Origin of the sequence: Mesorhizobium sp. J8 (assembly GCF_016591715.1) — a bacterium.
GTDB lineage: Bacteria > Pseudomonadota > Alphaproteobacteria > Rhizobiales > Rhizobiaceae > Mesorhizobium.
The window spans coordinates 674679-693936 of the sequence record NZ_AP024109.1 but is presented as its reverse complement, the minus strand read 5'-3'; the positions used below and the strand labels follow the sequence as shown (position 1 = coordinate 693936).

17 protein-coding genes are annotated in these 19258 nt (G+C 64.8%); 9 read left to right on the top strand and 8 right to left on the bottom strand.

All coding sequences use genetic code 11. The features are described from left to right. The first annotated feature begins 51 nt into the window (after positions 1–51). The 3 genes from mutS to MJ8_RS03305 all read left to right on the top strand — a co-directional run bounded on the left by mutS (position 52) and on the right by MJ8_RS03305 (position 3957). Positions 52–2790, top strand: coding sequence for a DNA mismatch repair protein MutS (mutS, locus tag MJ8_RS03315; RefSeq protein ID WP_201413075.1), 2739 nt, complete (start codon positions 52–54; stop codon positions 2788–2790). A gap of 79 nt (positions 2791–2869) precedes the next feature. Next, positions 2870–3334, top strand: a complete 465-nt coding sequence (locus MJ8_RS03310) for a DUF1348 family protein (protein WP_201413074.1) — start codon at positions 2870–2872, stop codon at positions 3332–3334. A 59-nt stretch (positions 3335–3393) separates the two neighbouring features. After that, positions 3394–3957 carry a TetR/AcrR family transcriptional regulator gene (locus tag MJ8_RS03305; protein ID WP_201413073.1) on the top strand — a complete coding sequence of 188 codons (564 nt, stop codon included), beginning with the start codon at positions 3394–3396 and terminating at the stop codon, positions 3955–3957. Between the two features lie 9 nt (positions 3958–3966). Here MJ8_RS03305 and MJ8_RS03300 read toward each other — a convergent pair whose 3' ends face one another. From MJ8_RS03300 to MJ8_RS03285, 4 genes are all read right to left on the bottom strand, one after another. Then, positions 3967–4770 (bottom strand): MBL fold metallo-hydrolase, encoded by an 804-nt coding sequence (locus MJ8_RS03300; RefSeq protein WP_201413072.1) that lies wholly within the window; start codon positions 4768–4770, stop codon positions 3967–3969. 42 nt (positions 4771–4812) lie between these two features. After that, entirely contained in the window at positions 4813–5658 is an 846-nt protein-coding gene (locus MJ8_RS03295; protein WP_201413071.1) for an aldo/keto reductase, read from the bottom strand. A gap of 89 nt (positions 5659–5747) precedes the next feature. Continuing rightward, positions 5748–6137: a DUF305 domain-containing protein gene (locus tag MJ8_RS03290; RefSeq protein WP_201413070.1), complete on the bottom strand. Its 390-nt coding sequence runs from the start codon at positions 6135–6137 to the stop codon at positions 5748–5750. A 40-nt stretch (positions 6138–6177) separates the two neighbouring features. Further along, positions 6178–8679: a heavy metal translocating P-type ATPase gene (locus tag MJ8_RS03285; RefSeq protein ID WP_201413069.1), complete on the bottom strand. Its 2502-nt coding sequence runs from the start codon at positions 8677–8679 to the stop codon at positions 6178–6180. Positions 8680–8867: 188 nt separating this feature from the next. Between MJ8_RS03285 and MJ8_RS03280 the strand changes: the two genes are divergently transcribed. Both MJ8_RS03280 and murJ read left to right on the top strand, forming a co-directional pair. Then, complete coding sequence (locus tag MJ8_RS03280; protein ID WP_201413068.1) at positions 8868–11669, top strand: [protein-PII] uridylyltransferase; 2802 nt, start codon at positions 8868–8870, stop codon at positions 11667–11669. A gap of 40 nt (positions 11670–11709) precedes the next feature. Further along, on the top strand, positions 11710–13314 hold the full coding sequence (murJ, locus tag MJ8_RS03275; protein ID WP_201413067.1) for a murein biosynthesis integral membrane protein MurJ: 1605 nt from the start codon (positions 11710–11712) through the stop codon (positions 13312–13314). Here the strand turns inward: murJ and MJ8_RS03270 are convergent. Both MJ8_RS03270 and MJ8_RS03265 read right to left on the bottom strand, forming a co-directional pair. Continuing rightward, positions 13289–13693, bottom strand: a complete 405-nt coding sequence (locus MJ8_RS03270; protein WP_201413066.1) for a type II toxin-antitoxin system VapC family toxin — start codon at positions 13691–13693, stop codon at positions 13289–13291. The genes murJ and MJ8_RS03270 overlap by 26 nt on opposite strands. Continuing rightward, the gene (locus MJ8_RS03265; RefSeq protein ID WP_201413065.1) at positions 13693–13938 is read right to left on the bottom strand and encodes a type II toxin-antitoxin system VapB family antitoxin; all 246 of its coding nucleotides are present in this window, start codon (positions 13936–13938) and stop codon (positions 13693–13695) included. The genes MJ8_RS03270 and MJ8_RS03265 overlap by 1 nt, the downstream gene beginning before the upstream one ends. A 179-nt stretch (positions 13939–14117) precedes the next feature. On the opposite strand from MJ8_RS03265, the gene trpS reads away from it, so the two are divergent. The 3 genes from trpS (at position 14118) to MJ8_RS03250 (ending at position 16620) form a co-directional block, all read left to right on the top strand. Next, positions 14118–15185: a tryptophan--tRNA ligase gene (trpS, locus tag MJ8_RS03260; RefSeq protein WP_201413064.1), complete on the top strand. Its 1068-nt coding sequence runs from the start codon at positions 14118–14120 to the stop codon at positions 15183–15185. A gap of 99 nt (positions 15186–15284) precedes the next feature. Further along, the gene (locus tag MJ8_RS03255; RefSeq protein ID WP_201413063.1) at positions 15285–15776 is read left to right on the top strand and encodes a universal stress protein; all 492 of its coding nucleotides are present in this window, start codon (positions 15285–15287) and stop codon (positions 15774–15776) included. Between the two features lie 274 nt (positions 15777–16050). Beyond that, the gene (locus tag MJ8_RS03250; RefSeq protein WP_201413062.1) at positions 16051–16620 is read left to right on the top strand and encodes a NifU family protein; all 570 of its coding nucleotides are present in this window, start codon (positions 16051–16053) and stop codon (positions 16618–16620) included. A gap of 181 nt (positions 16621–16801) precedes the next feature. On the opposite strand, the gene MJ8_RS03245 is transcribed toward MJ8_RS03250, so the two are convergent. Next, complete coding sequence (locus MJ8_RS03245; RefSeq protein WP_201413061.1) at positions 16802–17419, bottom strand: L,D-transpeptidase; 618 nt, start codon at positions 17417–17419, stop codon at positions 16802–16804. A 226-nt stretch (positions 17420–17645) separates the two neighbouring features. Here MJ8_RS03245 and cueR point away from each other — a divergent pair, with 226 nt between their 5' ends. Next, positions 17646–18050: a Cu(I)-responsive transcriptional regulator gene (gene cueR / locus MJ8_RS03240; protein WP_201413060.1), complete on the top strand. Its 405-nt coding sequence runs from the start codon at positions 17646–17648 to the stop codon at positions 18048–18050. Positions 18051–18156: 106 nt separating this feature from the next. Here cueR and MJ8_RS03235 read toward each other — a convergent pair whose 3' ends face one another. Further along, positions 18157–19122, bottom strand: a complete 966-nt coding sequence (locus MJ8_RS03235) for a helix-turn-helix domain-containing protein (RefSeq protein ID WP_201413059.1) — start codon at positions 19120–19122, stop codon at positions 18157–18159. Positions 19123–19258 lie beyond the last annotated feature (136 nt).

Below are 19258 nucleotides of genomic sequence, written 5' to 3'. Positions count from 1 at the left end.
TTTCGCGCCGCCGGCATTAAACCGGGCTGCCACATCTGCTAGCGTCCCGGCATGAACATGCACATACCGACAGACAACGACGCCCAGGAGGCGACGACGCCTGCGCCCGTCACCGGAGGCGTTACGCCGATGATGGAGCAATATATCAAGATCAAGGCGGCAAACCCGGATTCGCTGCTCTTCTACCGCATGGGCGATTTCTACGAGCTGTTCTTCGACGATGCGGAGAAGGCTAGCCAGGCGCTCGGCATCGTCCTAACCAGGCGTGGCAAGCATCAGGGCCACGACATCCCGATGTGCGGCGTGCCGGTGCATGCGGCGGACGATTATCTGCAGAAGCTGATCGCGCAAGGCTTTCGCGTCGCCGTCTGCGAGCAGATCGAGGACCCGGCAGAAGCCAAGAAACGCGGCTCCAAATCGGTGGTGCGCCGCGACGTGGTGCGGCTGGTGACGCCCGGCACCATCACCGAGGACAAGCTGCTTGCGCCCTCGGAATCGAGTTTCCTGATGGCGCTCGGCCGGGTAAAGGCCGGTGCAGCGGCCAGCCAGGCGAGCTTTGCCCTCGCCTGGATCGACATTTCGACAGGCGCCTTCCGTGTCGCCGAGACGAGCGCCGAGCGGCTGCTTGCCGACATCTTCCGCGTCGATCCGCGCGAGCTGATCGTCGCCGAACCGGTTTTCCACGATCCGGACTTGCGACCGGTCTTCGACGTTCTCGGCCGGGTCGCCAATCCGCAGCCGCCGTCGCTGTTCGATTCGGCCTCGGCCACGGGCCGCATCGCCCGCTTCTTCGAGGTCGCGACGCCCGACAGTTTCGGCACCTTCTCGCGCGCCGAGCTGTCGGCGATCTCGGGCGCCATCGCCTATGTCGAAAAGACGCAGAAGGCCGAACGCCCGCCTTTGTCCCGCCCCGAGCGCGAGGAGCAGGGCTCGACGCTGTTCATCGATCCGGCGACGCGCGCCAATCTGGAACTGCTGCGCACGCTCTCCGGCAGCCGCGACGGCTCGCTGTTCAAGGCGATCGACCGCACCGTCACGGGCGGCGGCGCGCGCTTGCTCGCCGACCGGCTGATGGCGCCGCTGACCGACCCGGCTACGATCGGAGCGCGATTGGATTCCGTCTCCTTCTTCCGCTCCGAAACGCGGCTCTGCCAGGGCTTGCGGGCGAGCCTGAAAAGTGTCGCCGACATGCCGAGGGCACTGTCCAGGCTGGCGCTCAACCGCGGCGGACCGCGCGATCTTGGCGCGTTGCGCGCCGGCTTCGAGGCGGCCGGCGCGATCGCCGAATTGTTCGCGGCGGCCGACCTGCCGGCCGAGCTCGCCGCGGCGCTGGCGGCGATCAAGGCCTTGCCGGAGGCGCTCGCCCGCCATCTCAGCGAGGCGCTCGACGACGAGCTGCCGCTGATCAAGCGTGACGGCGGCTTCGTGCGGTCTGGATACAATGCCGAGCTCGACGAGATGCGGGCGTTGCGCGACGAATCGCGAAAAGTGATCGCCGGCCTGGAGCGCTCGCTGATCGAGGAGACCGGCATCCGCTCGCTGAAGATCCGGCACAACAATGTGCTCGGCTACTACATCGAGGTAACGGCCAACCACCACTCGATCATGACCGGCAGCGACGCCGCCAAGGCGCGCTTCATCCATCGCCAGACCATGGCCAACGCCATGCGCTTCACCACGACCGAGCTGGCGGAGCTGGAATCGAAGATCGCCAACGCCGCCGACCGGGCGCTGAGCATCGAGCTCGCCGCTTTCGAGCGGCTGACCGCGGAGGTGGTGGGCGAGGCCGAACGGATCCGCGCCGGCGCAGACGCGCTTGCGGCCCTGGATGTTTCGTCTGCCCTGGCATTGCTTTCCGAGAGCGAGGGCTGGTGCCGGCCGCTGGTGGACTCGAGCCTCGCCTTCGAGATTGCCGGCGGGCGCCACCCGGTGGTCGAGCAGGCGCTCAGGCGTTCCGGCGAAGGGCCGTTCGTTGCCAATGATTGCGATCTGTCGCCCGAAGGCGGCGCCAAGGCCGGCGCGATCTGGTTGCTCACCGGCCCCAATATGGGCGGTAAATCGACCTTTCTCAGGCAGAACGCTCTGATCGCTATCCTGGCGCAGACCGGCTCCTTCGTGCCGGCGCAAAGCGCCCATATCGGCGTCGTCGACCGGCTGTTCTCGCGCGTCGGCGCCTCGGATGATCTGGCGCGCGGCCGCTCGACCTTCATGGTCGAGATGGTAGAGACCGCGGCGATCCTCAACCAGGCCGGCGAGCGGGCGCTGGTCATCCTCGACGAGATCGGCCGTGGCACCGCCACGTTCGACGGATTGTCGATCGCCTGGGCGGCGGTCGAATATCTGCATGAGAAGAACCGCTGCCGGGCGATCTTCGCCACGCATTTTCACGAGATGACGGCGCTGGCCGGCAAGCTCCCCCGGCTTCACAACGTCACCATGCGGGTCAAGGAATGGGAAGGCGACGTCGTCTTCCTGCACGAGGTAGGCAAGGGCGCGGCCGACCGCTCCTACGGCGTGCAGGTGGCGCGGCTCGCCGGGCTGCCCGAGGCGGTCGTCGCCCGCGCCAAGGAGGTGCTGCATCAGCTCGAGGAAGGCGAGGTCTCTGGCAAGACCAACCGGCTGGTCGACGATTTGCCGCTGTTTTCGGTGGCGGTGAAGCGCGAAGCGCCGAAGCCGGTCAAGAGCGACGCGCTGGGCGAAGCGCTCGGCGCGATCAATCCGGACGAGATGACGCCGCGCGAGGCGCTGGAGGCGCTCTACCGGCTGAAGGGCCTGGCGACGAAGCAGTAAGAAACAGGCTGGCCATTGACTCATTGTACCAATCGGTACAATGTCGGTTATCGACGATCGAAACCGACAGGAGATCTCCATGAGCCGCCCGCCATTGCCGCCTTTCACGGCCGAGACAGCGGCGCAAAAGGCGCGCCTTGCGGAGGACGCCTGGAACAGCCGAGATCCCGAACGGGTCTCGCTCGCCTATACCGAAGACAGCGTCTGGCGGAACCGGGCCGAATTCATCTCAGGCCGCGGCGAGATCGTCGGCTTCCTCAAGCGCAAATGGGCGCGCGAACTGGACTACCGCCTCATCAAGGAGGTGTGGACCTGGAACGACAATCGCATCGCGGTGCGCTTTGCCTATGAATGGCGCGACGACAGCGGCCACTGGTTCCGCTCCTACGGCAACGAGAACTGGGAGTTCGACGAAGCCGGACTGATGCGCCGTCGCGTGGCGAGCATCAATGACCTGCCGATCACGGAGCGCGAGCGGAAATACCACTGGCCGCTCGGCCGGCGGCCCGACGACCATCCCGGCCTTTCGGAACTTGGGCTTTAGAGCGTGATCCAAAAAGTGTGTGACGGATTTCGGATCATGCCCAAACAAGAACACTAAGCATGCGACGCATCGCTCCGGATCGCGACCAGTTGCTGGGGATCATTGCCGAAGTCTTCCGCGAGCACGGCTATGAGGGCGCCAGCCTTGCCCTGATCGGCGAAGCGACGGGACTCGGCAAGGGAAGCCTCTACCACTTCTTTCCCGGCGGCAAGGAGGAGATGGCGCGAGCCGTCATTGCTCATATCGACGGCTGGTTCGAGGACAATGTGTTTGCGACCCTGCGCGACGGCGCCGATCCGCTGGCCGGGATCGAACAGATGCTCGCGGCGACGGACAGCTATTTCCGCTCGGGGCGGCGGGTTTGCCTGATCGGCGCCTTTGCGCTCGATGAATCGCGCGATCTCTTCGCGGGCCAGATCGGAAGCTATTTCGGCCGCTGGGTCGTGCATCTTGCCGGTGCGCTGGAGCGATCCGGGCACCCACCGGTCGAGGCCGGCGAATTGGCCGAGGAAGCCGTCGCGGCCATCCAGGGCGCGCTCACGCTGGCCCGCGCGGCCAACGACCTTGACGTGTTTTCAAGGGCATTGCGGCGACTGCGGATAAGGCTGCTGGCCAAGACGTAGGGCCAGCCGCTACAGCGGCTGGAAGCGGAAGCCTGTTTCGCCTCGCGAAACCCGGCCGACACCCGGTGAATCGAGATGCGCTCCGGCAACGCACCAGGCGTTGTCGGCGGCAAGGGCCAAGATGCGCAACCGGGTCGCCCGCGCCTGTTCCTGGTCGGCGTCGAACTCCCATGCGACCTCCGGCCGCTCGAACTGAAGCGACGGCACATGCACGAGGTCGCCCCAGACCAACAATGTTTCGCCGCCGCTCGTGACTCGAAAGCATGTGTGACCGATTTCGTGGCCCGGCGCCGCGATCGCCTCGATATTCGCGCTCAGGCGCTGCCCAGGGTCCAACGGTTCTGCGCGGAAGCGGCTCAACCTCGCTACCGATCGGAACATGTCGAGCTCGGCTCGAGGGACAAACAGGCGGGAGAGCCGCGGGAAACCGTCGCGACCATCGGCAAGGACAAGCCCGTGGATATGGTCGAGATGCGTGTGGGTGAATGCAACCGTGCGGATCCGTTCGACGGCGATCCTCGCCTCGTCCAACGCCTGCGGCAGAAAGCCCATCGTCGGGTGCCAGGCGTTCGCGGATCCCGTATCGATGAGCGTGATGTCTTGGCCGTCATCGATGGCGAAGGCATTGACCGACAATCTGAGCGCGCGGTCGAAGAGTGGCACCTGCGACGGCAGATCGTTGCCGAATGGCTCGCCTCCCGGCTTATGCAGCCGCCGGACCGGCATGTCGACATAACCATCGCGCAGCGAGGTGACGGTCAAGTCGCCGATTTTGTAGGCCGTGTGATGGGGTCCGGCTGAAATTCGTTCCATGCCTGCTCTCTATCCAGTTACAATCCGGATCGACGTTTTCGGCTAGATCATCTCCAGGCCGCGCTTGCGCGTGGGCGGCGGGAAGGCGCGGTCGAGATCGGCGAAATCCTCAGGCGTCAGCTTGACGTCGAGCGCGGCTGCATTCTGGCGGACATGCTCCTGCCGGCTGGCCTTGGGGATGGCGATGACGCCCGGTTGCGCCATCACCCAGGCGAGCGCGATCTGCGCGGCGGTGGCGTTGTGGCGCGAGGCTACGGTCTCGAGCCTGGCATTGCGGGCCAGCGCGCCCTGCTCCACCGGCGAATAGGCCATCAGCGGGATGCCGCGCTCCGCGCACCACGGGGCGAGGTCGAATTCGGGGCCGCGCCGCGACAGGTTGTAGAGAACCTGATTGGTCTGGACATTGCCGCCGGACGACAGACCGACAAGGTCCTCCATCTCGTGGGTATCGAAATTGCTGACGCCCCAGTGGCGAATCTTGCCTTCAGCCTTCAGGGCCTCGAAGGCTTCAACGGTTTCGGACAGCGGCACGCTGCCCGGCCAATGCAAGAGATAGAGATCGATGCGATCGGTGGAAAGCCGCTTCAGGCTGCTCTCGCAGGCGCGTTTCACGCCGGCGCGCGAAGCGTTGGAGGGCAGCACCTTGGAGACCAGGAAGGTCTCGTCGCGGCGCCCGGCGATCGCCTCCGCCACCACTTCCTCGGCGCCGCCGCTGGCATACATCTCGGCCGTGTCGATCAGCGTGATGCCAAGGTCGAGCCCATGCTTCAGCGCCGCCACCTCTTCGGCGCGGCGGCGGCGGTCCTCACCCATCTTCCAGGTGCCTTGGCCCAGCACCGGAACGGCTTCGCCGGACGGCAGCTTGAGGGTTCTGACTGTTGACGGCATGGCTTTCTCCGCGCGAGGCCGGATCGCAGCACAGCCAAAGTCGGAAATCCAGGCCAAAGCCGCCTGGCCGCCTGGATTTCCCGGAGTGGCTACTTTACCGGGTGCTTGGCGAGCCAGTCCTTCATTTCCTCGATCTCGGCCTCCTGCGCCTTGACCACGCCTTCGGCGAGCTTGCGGATTTCGGGGTCCTTGCCGTTGGCGATCACCACCTTGGCCATGTCGATGGCGCCCTGGTGATGCGGGATCATGCCGCGGACGAAGTCGACATCGGCATTGCCGGTGTATTTGATCATCATGTCCTTGTGCATCTTCTTCATCGCCGCCTCGTAGCCCGCAGTGGCCGGGCTCCGGGCGCCCATCGCCATCTTGGACATGTCGTGCTTCATCTCCTCGGACGAGGCCGGCACGCTTTCGAGGAAGACGGCAAGCAGCATTCCCGCCGCCATCAAAAGCAGCACGATTTTCTTGGCCAGGGTCATTCAGGTCTCCTTTGTTGGATTTCGTATCTGGGGGTTTTGCTCAGAGTTTCAACGTCCTCAGCCGCAACGCGTTGCCGATCACCGAGACCGATGAGAGGCTCATCGCCGCCGCGGCGATCATCGGCGACAGCAACGTGCCGGTGAGCGGATAGAGCACGCCGGCGGCGACCGGAACGCCGAGCACGTTGTAGAGGAAGGCGAAGAACAGGTTCTGGCGAATGTTGCGGATCGTCGCCTGGGCAAGCGTGCGCGCCCTGACGATGCCGTACAAGTCGCCCTTGACCAGCGTGATGCCGGCGCTTTCGACCGCGACATCGGCGCCGGTGCCCATGGCGATGCCGACATCGGCTGCGGCCAGCGCCGGCGCGTCGTTGACGCCGTCGCCGGCCATGGCGACGACAGCGCCCTTGCCGCGCAACTCTTCCACCAGCGCGCTCTTGCCGTCCGGCAGCAGGCCGGCGCGGATATCGTCGATGCCGAGCCTGCCGGCGATGGCTTTTGCCGTGCGCTCATTGTCGCCGGTGGCCATGATGATCTTCAGGCCCTTGTCATGCAGCGCCCTGATCGCCTCGGTGGTCGTTGCCTTCACCGGATCGGCGACGGCGACGATGCCGGCGAAGCCGCCGTCGACAGCCACGAACATGGCCGTCTTGCCGTCGGCCTGCAGCGCCTCGGCATTGGCCGCCGACGTTCCGACGCCGAGATCCGCCATCATGGCCGCATTGCCGAGCGCCACCTTCCGGCCCGACACCGTGCCCGAAACGCCCTTGCCGGTGACGGCTTCGAAATCGGCGGCATCGGCCAGCTTCAGGCCGCGCGCGGCGGCGCCCTCGACGATCGCCTCGGCCAGCGGATGCTCCGAACCCTTTTCGAGCGCGGCGGCGAGGCCCAGCAATTCGTTTTCCTCGATACCCTCGGCAGCAACGACATCGGTCAACCGGGGCTTGCCCTCGGTCAGCGTGCCGGTCTTGTCGACGATCAGCGTGTCGACGGCGGCGAAGCGTTCGAGCGCCGCCGCTTCCTTGATCAGCACGCCGGCATGCGCGCCGCGCCCGGTCGCCGTCATGATCGACATCGGCGTGGCAAGGCCAAGCGCGCAGGGGCAGGCGATGATCAGCACCGACACCGCCGAGACGATGGCGAAGATCAGGCTGGGCGAAGGACCGAGGAGCGCCCAGGCGATGAAGGCGACGACCGCGACCAGCACGACGGCCGGGACGAAATAGAAGGACACGCGGTCGGCCAGGCCCTGGATCGGGGCGCGCGAACGCTGCGCCTTGGCGACCAGCTCGACGATGCGCGACAGCGTGGTTTCCGCGCCGACCTTCTCGGCGCGCATGACCAGCGAGCCGTTCTTGTTCAGCGTGCCCCCGGTAAGATTGTCGCCCTCAGTCTTCTCGACTGGCAGCGGCTCGCCCGTGATCATGGATTCGTCGATCGCCGAGCGGCCCTCCAGCACGATGCCGTCGACCGGCACCGCGTCGCCGGGGCGGATGCGAAGCCGATCTCCGGTCTTGACATGATCGAGCGGCACGTCCTTCTCGGAGCCGTCGGCGCCGATCAGCCGCGCCGTCTTCGGCGCAAGGTCGAGCAGGGCGCGGATGGCCGAGCCGGTGCGCTCGCGGGCGCGCAATTCCAGCACCTGGCCGAGGAAGACCAGCGCGACGATGACGGCGGCGGCCTCGAAATAGACCGGGACAGTGCCGTCGTGCCCGCGGAACTGATGCGGGAAGATGCCCGGGAACAGGGCGGCGACCACGCTGTAGAGATAGGCCGCGCCGACGCCCAGCGAAATCAGCGTCCACATATTCGGGCTGCGGTTGAGGATCGACTCCCAGCCACGATGGAAGAACGGAAACGCCGCCCACAACGCCACAGGGCTCGACAGCGCCAGTTCCGCCCAGGTCTTCGTGCGACCGTCGATGAGGCTTTCGAAGCTGAGGCCCAGCATTGGCGCCATGGCGACGATCAGAAGCGGCACGGAAAGCACCGCGCTGACCCAGAACCGGCGCGTGAAATCGACGAGTTCCGGGTTAGGGCCTTCATCGCCGGTCGGCACGCCCATCGGCTCCAGCGCCATGCCGCAGATCGGGCAGGAACCGGGCCTGTCGCGGATGATCTCGGGGTGCATGGGGCAAGTGTATTGCGTGCCCTTCGGCATCGGCTGCGGCTCGGGGCGGCCGGCAAGATATTTTGCCGGCTCCGCCTCGAACTTACCCTTGCAACCGGCGGAGCAGAAATAGAAGCCCTGCCCTTCATGACGCAGGAAGTGCTTCGCGCTCGCCCGATCGACGCTCATGCCGCAGACGGGATCGGTGGCCGTCAGGTAGCTCTCGGGCTCCGCCTGGAATTTCGCGCGGCAGCGCTCGCTACAGAAATGGAACGTCCGGCCGCCATGCTCGGCCGTCGGCTTGCCAGCCGCCGGATCGACCGTCATGCCGCAGACAGGATCGCGGATCACCGCCTCGGCGACGGGTGCGGTGCTCTTCACGGAGCAGCAGGCGCCATGCGCATGATGGTGGTGATGGTCGGAATGGGTCATCGCAATACCTCGGAATTCTCGAATTGAGGCGGAGGTAGTCCTTCCAGTAACTGGAAGGTCAAGGGCCGGTTTCGACTTTTGCGAAAATCGACCGGGGCGATTGCGGATCACGCCTCCGCGCGACGGCAAATCGCGACCGCCCGCCCCCCATACACAGCGCCGCGAAAACAGGCTATAGACGCCGCCGAATGGCAAAGATCTCCCTGAAACTCGAAGAAATCATCGATGGCGAAGCCTTGCGCCGCGACCTGACCGCGCTGACGGCGACAAGCGCCGGCGATGGTTCGGGACCGGCGGTTCGCACCGCCGTCCTCCAATTGCTCAAAGGCAGGCTGGCGGAGGGCCGCAGGATCGCCGAGGCTATGCTCAAGCAGGATGGCGGCGGCAATGCCTGCGCCGAACGGCTCTCGCATCTGATGGATGAACTGATCCGGGCGCTCTATGATTTCGCCGCCACCCACGTCTACCGGGTCAAGAACCGGTCCGTGGCCGAGCGCATGGCGGTCGTGGCCGTCGGCGGCTACGGTCGCGGCACGCTGGCGCCGGGCTCCGACATCGACCTGCTTTTCCTCTTGCCCTACAAGCAGACGCCGTGGGGCGAGCAGATCGTCGAATACATGCTCTACATGCTGTGGGACATGGGGCTGAAGGTCGGCCATGCCACCCGCAACATCGAGGAATGCCTCAGGCTCTCACGCAGCGACATCACCATCCGCACCTCGATCCTCGAGGCACGTTTCCTGTGGGGCGAACGCAAGCTCTATGACGAGCTGCTGACCCGCTTCGACCATGAGGTGGTGCGCACGACCGGGCCGGAATATGTGCAGGCGAAGCTCGCCGAGCGCGACGAGCGCCATGCCAAGGCCGGCGAAAGCCGCTATCTGGTCGAGCCCAACGTCAAGGACGGCAAGGGCGGGTTGCGCGACCTGCAGACGCTGTTCTGGATCGGCAAATACTTCTATCGCGTGCGCACTGGCGAGGAACTCGTCGAGAAGGGCGTCTTCACCGACGCCGAATACCGCGAATTCCAGAAGGCCGAGGACTTTTTGTGGGCCGTGCGCTGCCACATGCATTTCCTCACCGGCAAGGCGGAAGAGCGGCTGCACTTCGACATCCAGCGCGAGATCGCCGAACGGCTCGGCTACACCACGCATCCCGGCCTGTCGGCGGTCGAGCGCTTCATGAAGCATTATTTCCTCGTAGCCAAGGATGTCGGCGATCTTACCCGCATCTTCTGCGCGGCGCTCGAGGAAGAGCAGGCCAAGCATGTGCCGGGCTTCAATCGCATCTTCCTCACCTTCCAGCGGCGCAAGCGCAAGCTTGCCGGCACCTCCGACTTCATCGTCGACAACCACCGCATCAATATCGCCGACGACAGCGTGTTCGAGCGCGACCCGGTCAATCTGCTGAGGCTCTTCTGGTTCGCCGACAAGCACGGGCTGGAGTTCCATCCCGACGCACTGAAGCTGCTCACCCGCTCGCTGGGTCTCGTCAACAAGTCGCTCCGGCGCGACGAGGAGGCCAACCGGCTGTTCCTCGACATATTGACGTCGGACCGCAACGCCGAACTCAACCTGCGGCGCATGAACGAGGCCGGGCTGCTCGGCAGGCTGATCCCCGACTTCGGCAAGATCGTCGCCATGATGCAGTTCTCGATGTATCACCACTACACGGTGGACGAGCATCTGATCCGCTGCATCGGCGTGCTGGCCGAGATCGAGCGCGGCGACGGCGCCAAGGTGCATCCGCTGTCGCATTCGCTGATGCCGGGCCTGAAGAAGAGCCGCGAGGCGCTCTATGTCGCCGTGCTGCTGCACGACATCGCCAAGGGCAGGCCGGAGGATCATTCCGAGGCCGGCGCCCGCATTGCGCGGCGCATCTGCCCGCATATGGGACTATCTGCCGCCGACACCGAGACGGTCGCCTGGCTGGTCGAGAACCATCTCGTCATGTCGATGACGGCGCAGACGCGCGACCTCAACGACCGTAAGACGATCGAGGATTTCGCCTCGATCGTGCAGTCGGTGGAACGGCTGAAGCTGCTTTTGATCCTCACCGTCTGCGACATCCGCGGCGTCGGGCCCGGTGTCTGGAACGGCTGGAAGGGGCAATTGCTGCGCACGCTCTATTTCGAGACCGAACTGCTGCTTACCGGCGGCTTTTCGGAGGTCACGCGCGCCGAGCGTGCGGCCGCGGCGCGCGAGCGGCTGGCGGAGGCACTTGGCGCCTGGCCGGCCAAGGAGCGCAAGCGCTATGTCGCCCAGCACTACGAAAACTATCTGCTGACCGTCGACCTGCCGGACCAGCTCCGCCATGCCGAATTCATCCGCGAGGCCGACGCGGCGGGAAAGAAGCTCGCCACCATGGTCAAGACGCATGAGTTCGAGGCGGTGACCGAGATCACCGTGCTGGCGCCGGACCATCCGCGCCTGCTGTCGATCATCGCCGGAGCCTGCGCCGCGGCCGGCGGCAACATCGTCGACGCGCAAATCTTCACCACATCCGACGGACGCGCGCTGGACACCATCCTGATCTCCCGGGAGTTCGACCTCGACGAGGACGAGCGGCGCCGCGCCGAGCGGGTCGGCCGGCTGATCGAGGACGTGCTTTCCGGCAAGAGCTGGCTGCCTGAGATGATCGAGAAGCGCACCAAGCCGAAGCGCGGCGCCAAGGCGTTCCGCATCCCGCCGCGCGCCGAGATCCGCAACACGCTCTCCAACCGCTTCTCGGTGATCGAGGTCGAGGGGCTGGACCGGCCGGGCCTGCTCTCCGAGATCACCGGCACGCTCTCCGACCTGTCGCTCGACATCGCCTCGGCGCATATCACCACCTTCGGCGAGAAGGTCATCGACACCTTCTATGTCACCGACCTGACCGGCCAGAAGATCGACAGCCCGACGCGCACCGCCGCCATCCACAAGCGGCTGATCGATACGCTGGAAGGCAATTCGCCGGAACGCACCGGCAAGGCCAAGGCGGCGGCCGAGTGACCATCCAATTGACGCAATTTTTCTGGCAGTCGTTCCCAGCATGAGCCTCGTCAAGAAATTCGCCACCGTCGCGTCCGGCACGCTGATGAGCCGCGCGCTGGGTTTCGGCCGCGAGATGCTGATGGCGGCTGCCCTCGGCACCGGGCCGGTCGCCGACGCCTTCAACGCCGCCTTCCAGTTCCCCAACACCTTCCGCCGGCTGTTCGCCGAAGGCGCCTTCAACGCCGCTTTCGTGCCGCTCTTCGCCAAGGAGATCGAGCAGCATGGCAATGAAGGCGCCAAGCGCTTCTCGGAGGAAGTGTTCGGCGTGCTGTTTTCGGCGCTTTTGGCGCTGACCGTCGCGATGGAAGTCGCGATGCCGCTCATCGTGCGCTACCTCGTGGCGCCGGGCTTCGCCGACATTCCGGGCAAGTTCGAGACGACTGTCACGCTCGCCACGATCATGTTCCCCTACCTGATCTGCATGTCGCTCGGCGCCATGATGGCAGGCATGCTGAACTCGCTGCGCCGCTATTTCGCGGCGGCGATCGCGCCCGCCTTCCTCAACATCATCCTGATCAGCGTGCTCGCCTACGCCTGGTACCATGGGCTCGACGCGCATGATGTCGGCTTCGGGCTCTCCTGGGGCGTGCTGGCGGCGGGCATCGTGCAACTCGCCATCGTCTGGGTGGCGGTGCGCCACGCCGGCATCTCGATCGGTTTCCGCCGGCCGAAGATGACGCCGAACGTCAAGCGGCTGCTGATCCTGGCGCTGCCGGCGGCGATCACCGGCGGCATCACCCAGATCAATCAGCTGATCGGCACGGCGATCGCCTCGGGGCAGAACAGCGCGGTTTCGTCACTCGCCTATGCCGACCGCATCTATCAGCTGCCGCTCGGCGTCGTCGGCGTGGCCGTCGCCATCGTGCTGTTGCCGGAACTGTCGCGGGCGCTGAAATCGGGCAACCTCATCGAGGCCGCCAATCTGCAGAACCGCTCGGTCGAGTTCACCCTGTTCATGACCTTGCCGGCGGCGGCGGCGCTCTGGGTGATGTCGGAGCCGATCGTGCGGCTGGTCTATGAGCGCGGGGCGTTTGCCGCCAACCACTCGACGCCGGTCGTCGCCTCGATCCTGGCGATCTTCGGCCTCGGCCTGCCGGCCTTCGTGCTGATCAAGGCCTTCACGCCCGGCTATTTCGCGCGCGAGGACACGCGCACGCCGATGATCTTCGCGGCCATCTCGGTTGGCGTGAACGTCGCCACGGCGCTGACCCTGTTCCCGTCGATGGGCGCGCCGGGCATCGCGGTCGCCTCGGCCGTCGCCGGCTGGGTCAACGCGCTGATGCTGCTCGGCATGCTGATCCGGCGCGGCCATTGGGGCCGCGACATACCGCTTCTGAAGCGCATTCCGCGGCTGGTGCTGTCGGCGGTGATCATGGCGACCGCGCTTTACTTCGCCGAGCACTACTTCGCCACAAGGGTCGGGCCCGGCTCGCCCCTGGTGGTGAAGGCGACGACGCTGTTCGCGCTGGTCGGCGGAGGTGCGGCGCTCTATTTCATCGCCGCCTTCGGCACCGGCGGCGCCGATTTCGGCATGATCCGCAGGAATGTGAAGCGAGGCTCGGCGAAGACTCCGCCTGTCAGGGAACAGTCTCCAGATCCGTGAGCCTGAATTCGTCGGCCGTGGAGAGCATCGGAACCGCGTAGTGGCGCGCGCAAGCGTAGTGGAAACAATCCGCCATGTTCAGGCGCATGGCGTTGCTGCGAAACCGTGACGCGGCCTCGATAGATAGCGTCGCTGCCTCGACCGCAGGCGGAAGCTCGCGCAGCGCAATTGCCCGCTCTTCAAGAAAGCGGTTTACAATCTCCGCACTTCTGACGACCGGTATGGCCAGCTTTTCCGGCCGCGCCAGCGCCATCGCTGCCTCCCACATGGCGATGGCGGAAGTGAACGGTGCCGACGCTTCCGTGACCGCTCGTGCGCAGCGCTCGGCTTCGACCTCATTGCTTAGCATCGCGACGATGGCTGCTGCGTCGACAAACATCAGTCGCCGCCAGACAATTCATCGTAGACCGAACGCGGCAACGGCTTGCGCGCTTGCTCGCTGAGTTTGATCCCAAATTCAGCCCGCAGCCGCGCCGCCGTTTCCAAGGGCGTTTCATGATTGCGACGACGCTCCAGTGCCTCTCGCATCGCAATCACGATCGCCTCGGTGAGGCCGACCCCTTCGACTTTAGCGAAGGCCCGTGTCAGCCTGTCGGCTTCCTTGTTGTTGATGTTGATGGCCAAGGCTACATTCCTACATGTAGCCAACAATGTGTAGTTCTTACACGCAGGTGTCAACTGTGAGCTTGCCACGATTGGCTCAATTCCAAGCTCTTGATCCCGCAGCCACCTTCGTTCATAAGCGCGCCGTCGAAAGACTTTCGCCGCGCGCGAAACGGCCCTCCACAAGCCATGAGGAACTCATGTCCGCCTTCAAGCCACTCGTCTTTTCGGGCGTCCAGCCGACCGGCAACCTGCATCTCGGCAATTATCTCGGCGCCATCAAGAAATTCGTCGCCCTCCAGGAACAGTCCGACTGCATCTATTGCGTCGTCGACCTGCATTCGCTGACGGCGCAGCTCGTCCATCAGGATCTGGGCGACCAGACGCGCTCGATCACCGCGGCGTTCCTCGCCTCCGGCATCGACCCGAAGAAGCACATCGTCTTCAACCAGTCACGGGTCATCCAGCATGCCGAGCTTGCCTGGATCTTCAACTGCGTGGCGCGCATCGGCTGGATGTACCGCATGACGCAGTTCAAGGACAAAGCCGGCAAGGATCGCGAGAACGCCTCGCTCGGCCTGCTCGCCTATCCGAGCCTGATGGCCGCCGATATCCTGCTCTACCGCGCAACGCATGTGCCGGTGGGCGAGGACCAGAAGCAGCATCTGGAGCTGACCCGCGATATCGCGCAGAAATTCAACAACGATTTCTCCGAGAAGATCGCGGCGCTCGGCGTCGGCGTCGAGATGCAAGTCGGCGAGGAGACCGTGAACGGCTATTTCCCGATAACCGAACCGGTGATCGGCGGCCCGGCGGCCCGCATCATGAGCCTGCGCGACGGCTCGAAGAAAATGTCGAAGTCGGATCCGTCGGACCTGTCGCGCATCAACCTGACGGATGACGCCGACACCATCTCGAAGAAGATCCGCAAGGCCAAGACCGATCCGGAGGCCTTGCCGAGCGAGATCGACGGGCTGGAAAGCCGGCCCGAGGCGGAAAACCTCGTCGGCATCTATGCCGGTCTCGCGGAAATCTCGAAGGAAGACGTGCTGAAGCAATATGGCGGCCAGCAGTTCTCCGTGTTCAAGCCGGCGCTTGCAGACCTTGCCGTGGAGAAGCTGGCGCCGATCGCTTCGGAGATGCGCCGCATCGAGGGCGACCGCGCCTATGTCGATGCCGTGCTCAAGGATGGCGGCGACCGGGCTCGCGCGATCGCCGAGGGCACGATGAAGACGGTTCGCGATATCATCGGCCTGCTGCAGGACTGATCGAGCCGTCTTGCTGAACCATCGCCATGCCGGCCGGCGGCTTGCCGCCGGTCCGTGGCGGTGGCAGATTGCGGCTGAAACCATACCGAGCAGATAGACATGGTCTCCAAACGCCTCAGCCGCGAAGCCGGCCATCGCCGCAAATTCCTGGCGATCATCGACGACACGCCGGAATGCGAGCGCGCCGTCGCCTATGCCTCGAAGCGGGCGCAGCACACCGGCGGCGTGCTGGTGCTGCTCTATGTGATCGAGCCGGACGATTTCCAGCACTGGCTGGGCGTGGAAAAGATCATGCGCGAGGAAGCGAACGCGACCGCGCGCGGAGCACTCGACGGCTACGCCAACAAGGTGCGCCAAAGCGTCGGCATCGAGCCGGAGCTGGTGGTGCGCGAGGGCAAGCCGCCCGAAGAGATCCACAAGCTGATCGAGGAAGACCAGGACATCGCCATCCTGGTGCTGGCCGCCGGCGCCGGCAAGGAAGGTCCGGGACCGCTGGTCAGCGCCGTAGCGGGCCGGGGAGCGGCCTTTCCGATTCCGGTGACCGTCGTGCCGCAGAACCTGTCCGACGAAGAGATCGACAGCCTGGCCTGAGATGTGCTGATGTTGAGGTGAGGTCGGCCTGCTAGCGGCGGTTTCCCGTGCTTCCGGTGCTCACCACCTTAGGTACGCTCCGCTCCGGTTCTCGAAACCACCGTTCTTGACTCGGCCTGACCTGAATCTCAACACATCTCAATTGGATGAGGGGCCGAAAAAACATTCCGCCAGCCAGCCGTTTCCAGCGACGCGTTTCGCTTGAATGTCCAGCCAATAGAGCCTATTTAGAATTATTCCAAACTATCGGCCCGTGAAGGGCCTGGAGATACCCATGTTCATCCAGACCGAATCGACGCCGAACCCGGCGACGCTGAAATTCCTGCCGGGCAAGGAAGTGCTGCGCGAAGGAACAGCCGATTTCCGCAGCGCCGAAGCCGCGGCGGAGGCCTCGCCGCTGGCTGGCCGTCTGTTCGAGATCCCGGGCGTCACCGGGGTTTTCTTCGGCTATGATTTCATCACCGTGACCAAGGACGGCCCGGACTGGCAGCATCTGAAGCCGGCGATCCTCGGCGCCATCATGGAGCATTTCATGTCCGGCGCGCCGGTCATGGCCTCGGCCGCTCCGGCGAGTGAAGCCGGTGGAACCGGCGAGTTCTACGACAAAGCGGACGAGGAACTGGTGCTGACCATCAAGGAACTGCTCGACACGCGCGTGCGCCCGGCGGTCGCGCAGGACGGCGGCGACATCACCTTCCGCGGTTTCGAGAACGGCACGGTGTTCCTGCATATGAAAGGTGCCTGCGCCGGCTGCCCGTCGTCGACGGCGACGCTGAAGCACGGCATCCAGAACCTGCTTCGACACTTCGTGCCGGAGGTGCAGCAGGTCGAGCAAGTCGCCTGAGTATCCACGCCGGCCGCGTGCGGCGGAGCGAGTTCTGATCCAAACAAAAAACCGGGCCCCAACAGCCCGGTTTTCTGTTTTCAGGACGTCTTGTTGTTGCCTAGACGGTCCGCTTACGAAACTTTTCAGTTGACCACGATCTTTTCCGAAAACCGGTTCCCGCTTTTCGGGATCATGGTCCCTACATCACGATGACCTTGGCGCCGACCGACGTGCGGTCGTAGAGGTCGATAATATCCTGGTTCATCAGGCGGATGCAGCCCGACGACATCGCCTTGCCGATCGAGAACCATTCCGGGCTGCCATGCAGGCGGTAGCCCATGTCGCCGCCCTTGTTGAAGAGATACATGGCGCGCGCGCCAAGCGGGTTCTTAAGGCCCGGCTCCATGCCGCCGGCGTACTTGGCGAGCTCGGGCTGGCGCTTGATCATCGGCGCCGGCGGCGTCCAGGTCGGCCATTCGCGCTTCAACGCGATATGGGCGGTGCCGTGCCATTCAAAACCCTCGCGGCCGACGCCGATGCCGTAGCGCATCGCCATGCCGTCGCCCTCGATGAAGTAGAGGAACTTGTTCTGCGTATCGACGATGATGGTGCCCGGCTTCTCCGAAGTGTCGTAGCGCACTTCCTGGCGGTGGTAGCGAGCCGGAACCTTCTCGATCGGGATGCGCGGCAGCTGATAGCCGGCATCGCTCATCGCGCCATAGTTGTTGGTGAACATTTGCCCGCCGATGGTGCTGCACCCGCTGATCGCGGTCGACAGCGCAAGCGCGGCGAGGATTGCAAATGACTTCAAGCGCATGAATAGGTCCGACGCCCCGTGTCTATGGCAGCGGCACGAGTCGGCCGCTTTGTTGCCATCATTCATGCTGGCATTTCTTTTGCTTGCCAAGCGCGCACTGCCTATATGCAAGACCTTACGCGCCGGTAAGTGCCGAACTGCGGCATTTCCGCAACAGGCCTCACAGGATTGTGAAGCAAAATCAATGAGGCGGCTTATGGAGCCGTCTGGAGTCAAGGAGAGCGCCATGAATGTCGGTGATGCCGCCGAGCGTTCCGGCCTGCCGGCCAAGACCATCCGCTACTATGAGGAGATCGGCCTGATTCGTCCGGCGCGGGCCGAGAACGGCTATCGCGATTATTCCGGCGAGGACATCCACCGGCTGGCCTTCCTGCGCCGCGCCCGCAATCTCGGCTTCTCAATCGACGATTGCAGGCAGCTTATGGCGCTCTATCAGGACCGCGGCCGCGCCAGCCACGACGTGCGCGAGATCGCCGCCGCCCATGTCAGGGCGATCGAGGAGAAGGTGCGCGAATTGCAGTCGATGCGTTCGACGCTGCAGAAGCTGATCCACGCCTGCCATGGCGACGACCGGCCGGACTGTCCGATCCTGGACGATATGGCGGGCGCGGCGGACCAGCTATCCGCCTGACAGAAACCAGAGCGTTTCACCGTTCACGGAAACGGCGAACCGCTCTATCTCTTTGTTTTTACGCAATTCCAGACGGAAAACCGCTCACACTTTTCCTGGAATTGCCCTAGCCGCCGCGATATTGCGTGGGTGAAGCGCCGAAGCGGGCCCGGAACCGGCGGTTGAAATAAGACACGTCGTTGAAGCCCGCAGCGAGCGCGATGTCGCTCACCTTCGTGGCGTCGTGGCGGATGTCAGACAGCATGGCGCATGCCTTCCGCAGCCGGAGCTCCAGCACGCGCTCGGCAAAGGTGCTGCCGCTCTCGAGCAGAAGCGTGTTGAGATATCGACGCGAAAGCCCGACCGCACGAGCGACCATCTCGGTCGACAGCGCCGGTTCGGTGAAGCGCGCCTCGATCACCGCCATGGCTTCGCGCAGGCGCGCCGCGCGCAACCCGCGGCCGATCGCGATTTCCGCGGCATCGCCCTTGGCCCCGAGCGCCAGCACGATCAGGTCGGCCAATGCCGTTCCCGCCTGGCGCGAAAGCGCCGGCTCCGCATCCACCTCCTCGGATCCAAGCAGGAAGTCGATCGTGCGCTCCAGATGGCGCACGGCGGGACTTGCCGGGTCGAGCCGCGTCACGGGACGATCGTCGGCATGCGGCACCTGTCTCAGCAAGGCGGCGCGGGGGATGGAGGCCAGGACCCATGACGTGACGCCGTCCGTGAAACTGCGGCAGGGCTGGGCGACGTTGTAGGCGATGCCGTTGCCGCGCAGCAGCGACAGATCGCAATCGGCGACCGACCATATCTGCGGCTTGGGGCTGCGGTAGAATCCGACGAAGATATCATCGCGGTCGTTGGCGACATGCCGGCGCGTGCGCACATAGTATTCGGTCGTGGTCTCGAACTGGCCGACGCGAAGGTCGCCGAGGAAGCGCATCTTCGTCGCCGTCGCGAAACGCTTGTCCTCGGCATGCCTGATCTCGGCGTCGCCAAGCTGCTCCACCCACATGTCGCGCCAGAGGCGAAAGCGATCCCTGTCGCTCAGATGCGCCGGCAGGCTGGCGGACGAAAAATCGATCTTCTGCATAGGCGGAATTCTGATTGCTCGTGTTCAACCTAGCACGGCCGTCACGGCGCGGATCAGCAAAAAGAAGCAAGCAGGCCCGCCAGTCCAAGCCCAGGGCCATCTGGTCCAAGACGCGATCATTTGGATCGTCGCCCGT

Bases quoted from the DNA above. Each gene is read 5' to 3' on its own strand.
- mutS (WP_201413075.1), top strand. From the start codon at position 52: ATGAACATGCACATACCGACAGACAACGACGCCCAGGAGGCGACGACG.
- MJ8_RS03310 (WP_201413074.1), top strand. From the start codon at position 2,870: ATGAGCCGCCCGCCATTGCCGCCTTTCACGGCCGAGACAGCGGCGCAA.
- MJ8_RS03305 (WP_201413073.1), top strand. From the start codon at position 3,394: ATGCGACGCATCGCTCCGGATCGCGACCAGTTGCTGGGGATCATTGCC.
- MJ8_RS03300 (WP_201413072.1), bottom strand. From the start codon at position 4,770: ATGGAACGAATTTCAGCCGGACCCCATCACACGGCCTACAAAATCGGC.
- MJ8_RS03295 (WP_201413071.1), bottom strand. From the start codon at position 5,658: ATGCCGTCAACAGTCAGAACCCTCAAGCTGCCGTCCGGCGAAGCCGTT.
- MJ8_RS03290 (WP_201413070.1), bottom strand. From the start codon at position 6,137: ATGACCCTGGCCAAGAAAATCGTGCTGCTTTTGATGGCGGCGGGAATG.
- MJ8_RS03285 (WP_201413069.1), bottom strand. From the start codon at position 8,679: ATGACCCATTCCGACCATCACCACCATCATGCGCATGGCGCCTGCTGC.
- MJ8_RS03280 (WP_201413068.1), top strand. From the start codon at position 8,868: ATGGCAAAGATCTCCCTGAAACTCGAAGAAATCATCGATGGCGAAGCC.
- murJ (WP_201413067.1), top strand. From the start codon at position 11,710: ATGAGCCTCGTCAAGAAATTCGCCACCGTCGCGTCCGGCACGCTGATG.
- MJ8_RS03270 (WP_201413066.1), bottom strand. From the start codon at position 13,693: ATGTTTGTCGACGCAGCAGCCATCGTCGCGATGCTAAGCAATGAGGTC.
- trpS (WP_201413064.1), top strand. From the start codon at position 14,118: ATGTCCGCCTTCAAGCCACTCGTCTTTTCGGGCGTCCAGCCGACCGGC.
- MJ8_RS03255 (WP_201413063.1), top strand. From the start codon at position 15,285: ATGGTCTCCAAACGCCTCAGCCGCGAAGCCGGCCATCGCCGCAAATTC.
- MJ8_RS03250 (WP_201413062.1), top strand. From the start codon at position 16,051: ATGTTCATCCAGACCGAATCGACGCCGAACCCGGCGACGCTGAAATTC.
- MJ8_RS03245 (WP_201413061.1), bottom strand. From the start codon at position 17,419: ATGCGCTTGAAGTCATTTGCAATCCTCGCCGCGCTTGCGCTGTCGACC.
- cueR (WP_201413060.1), top strand. From the start codon at position 17,646: ATGAATGTCGGTGATGCCGCCGAGCGTTCCGGCCTGCCGGCCAAGACC.
- MJ8_RS03235 (WP_201413059.1), bottom strand. From the start codon at position 19,122: ATGCAGAAGATCGATTTTTCGTCCGCCAGCCTGCCGGCGCATCTGAGC.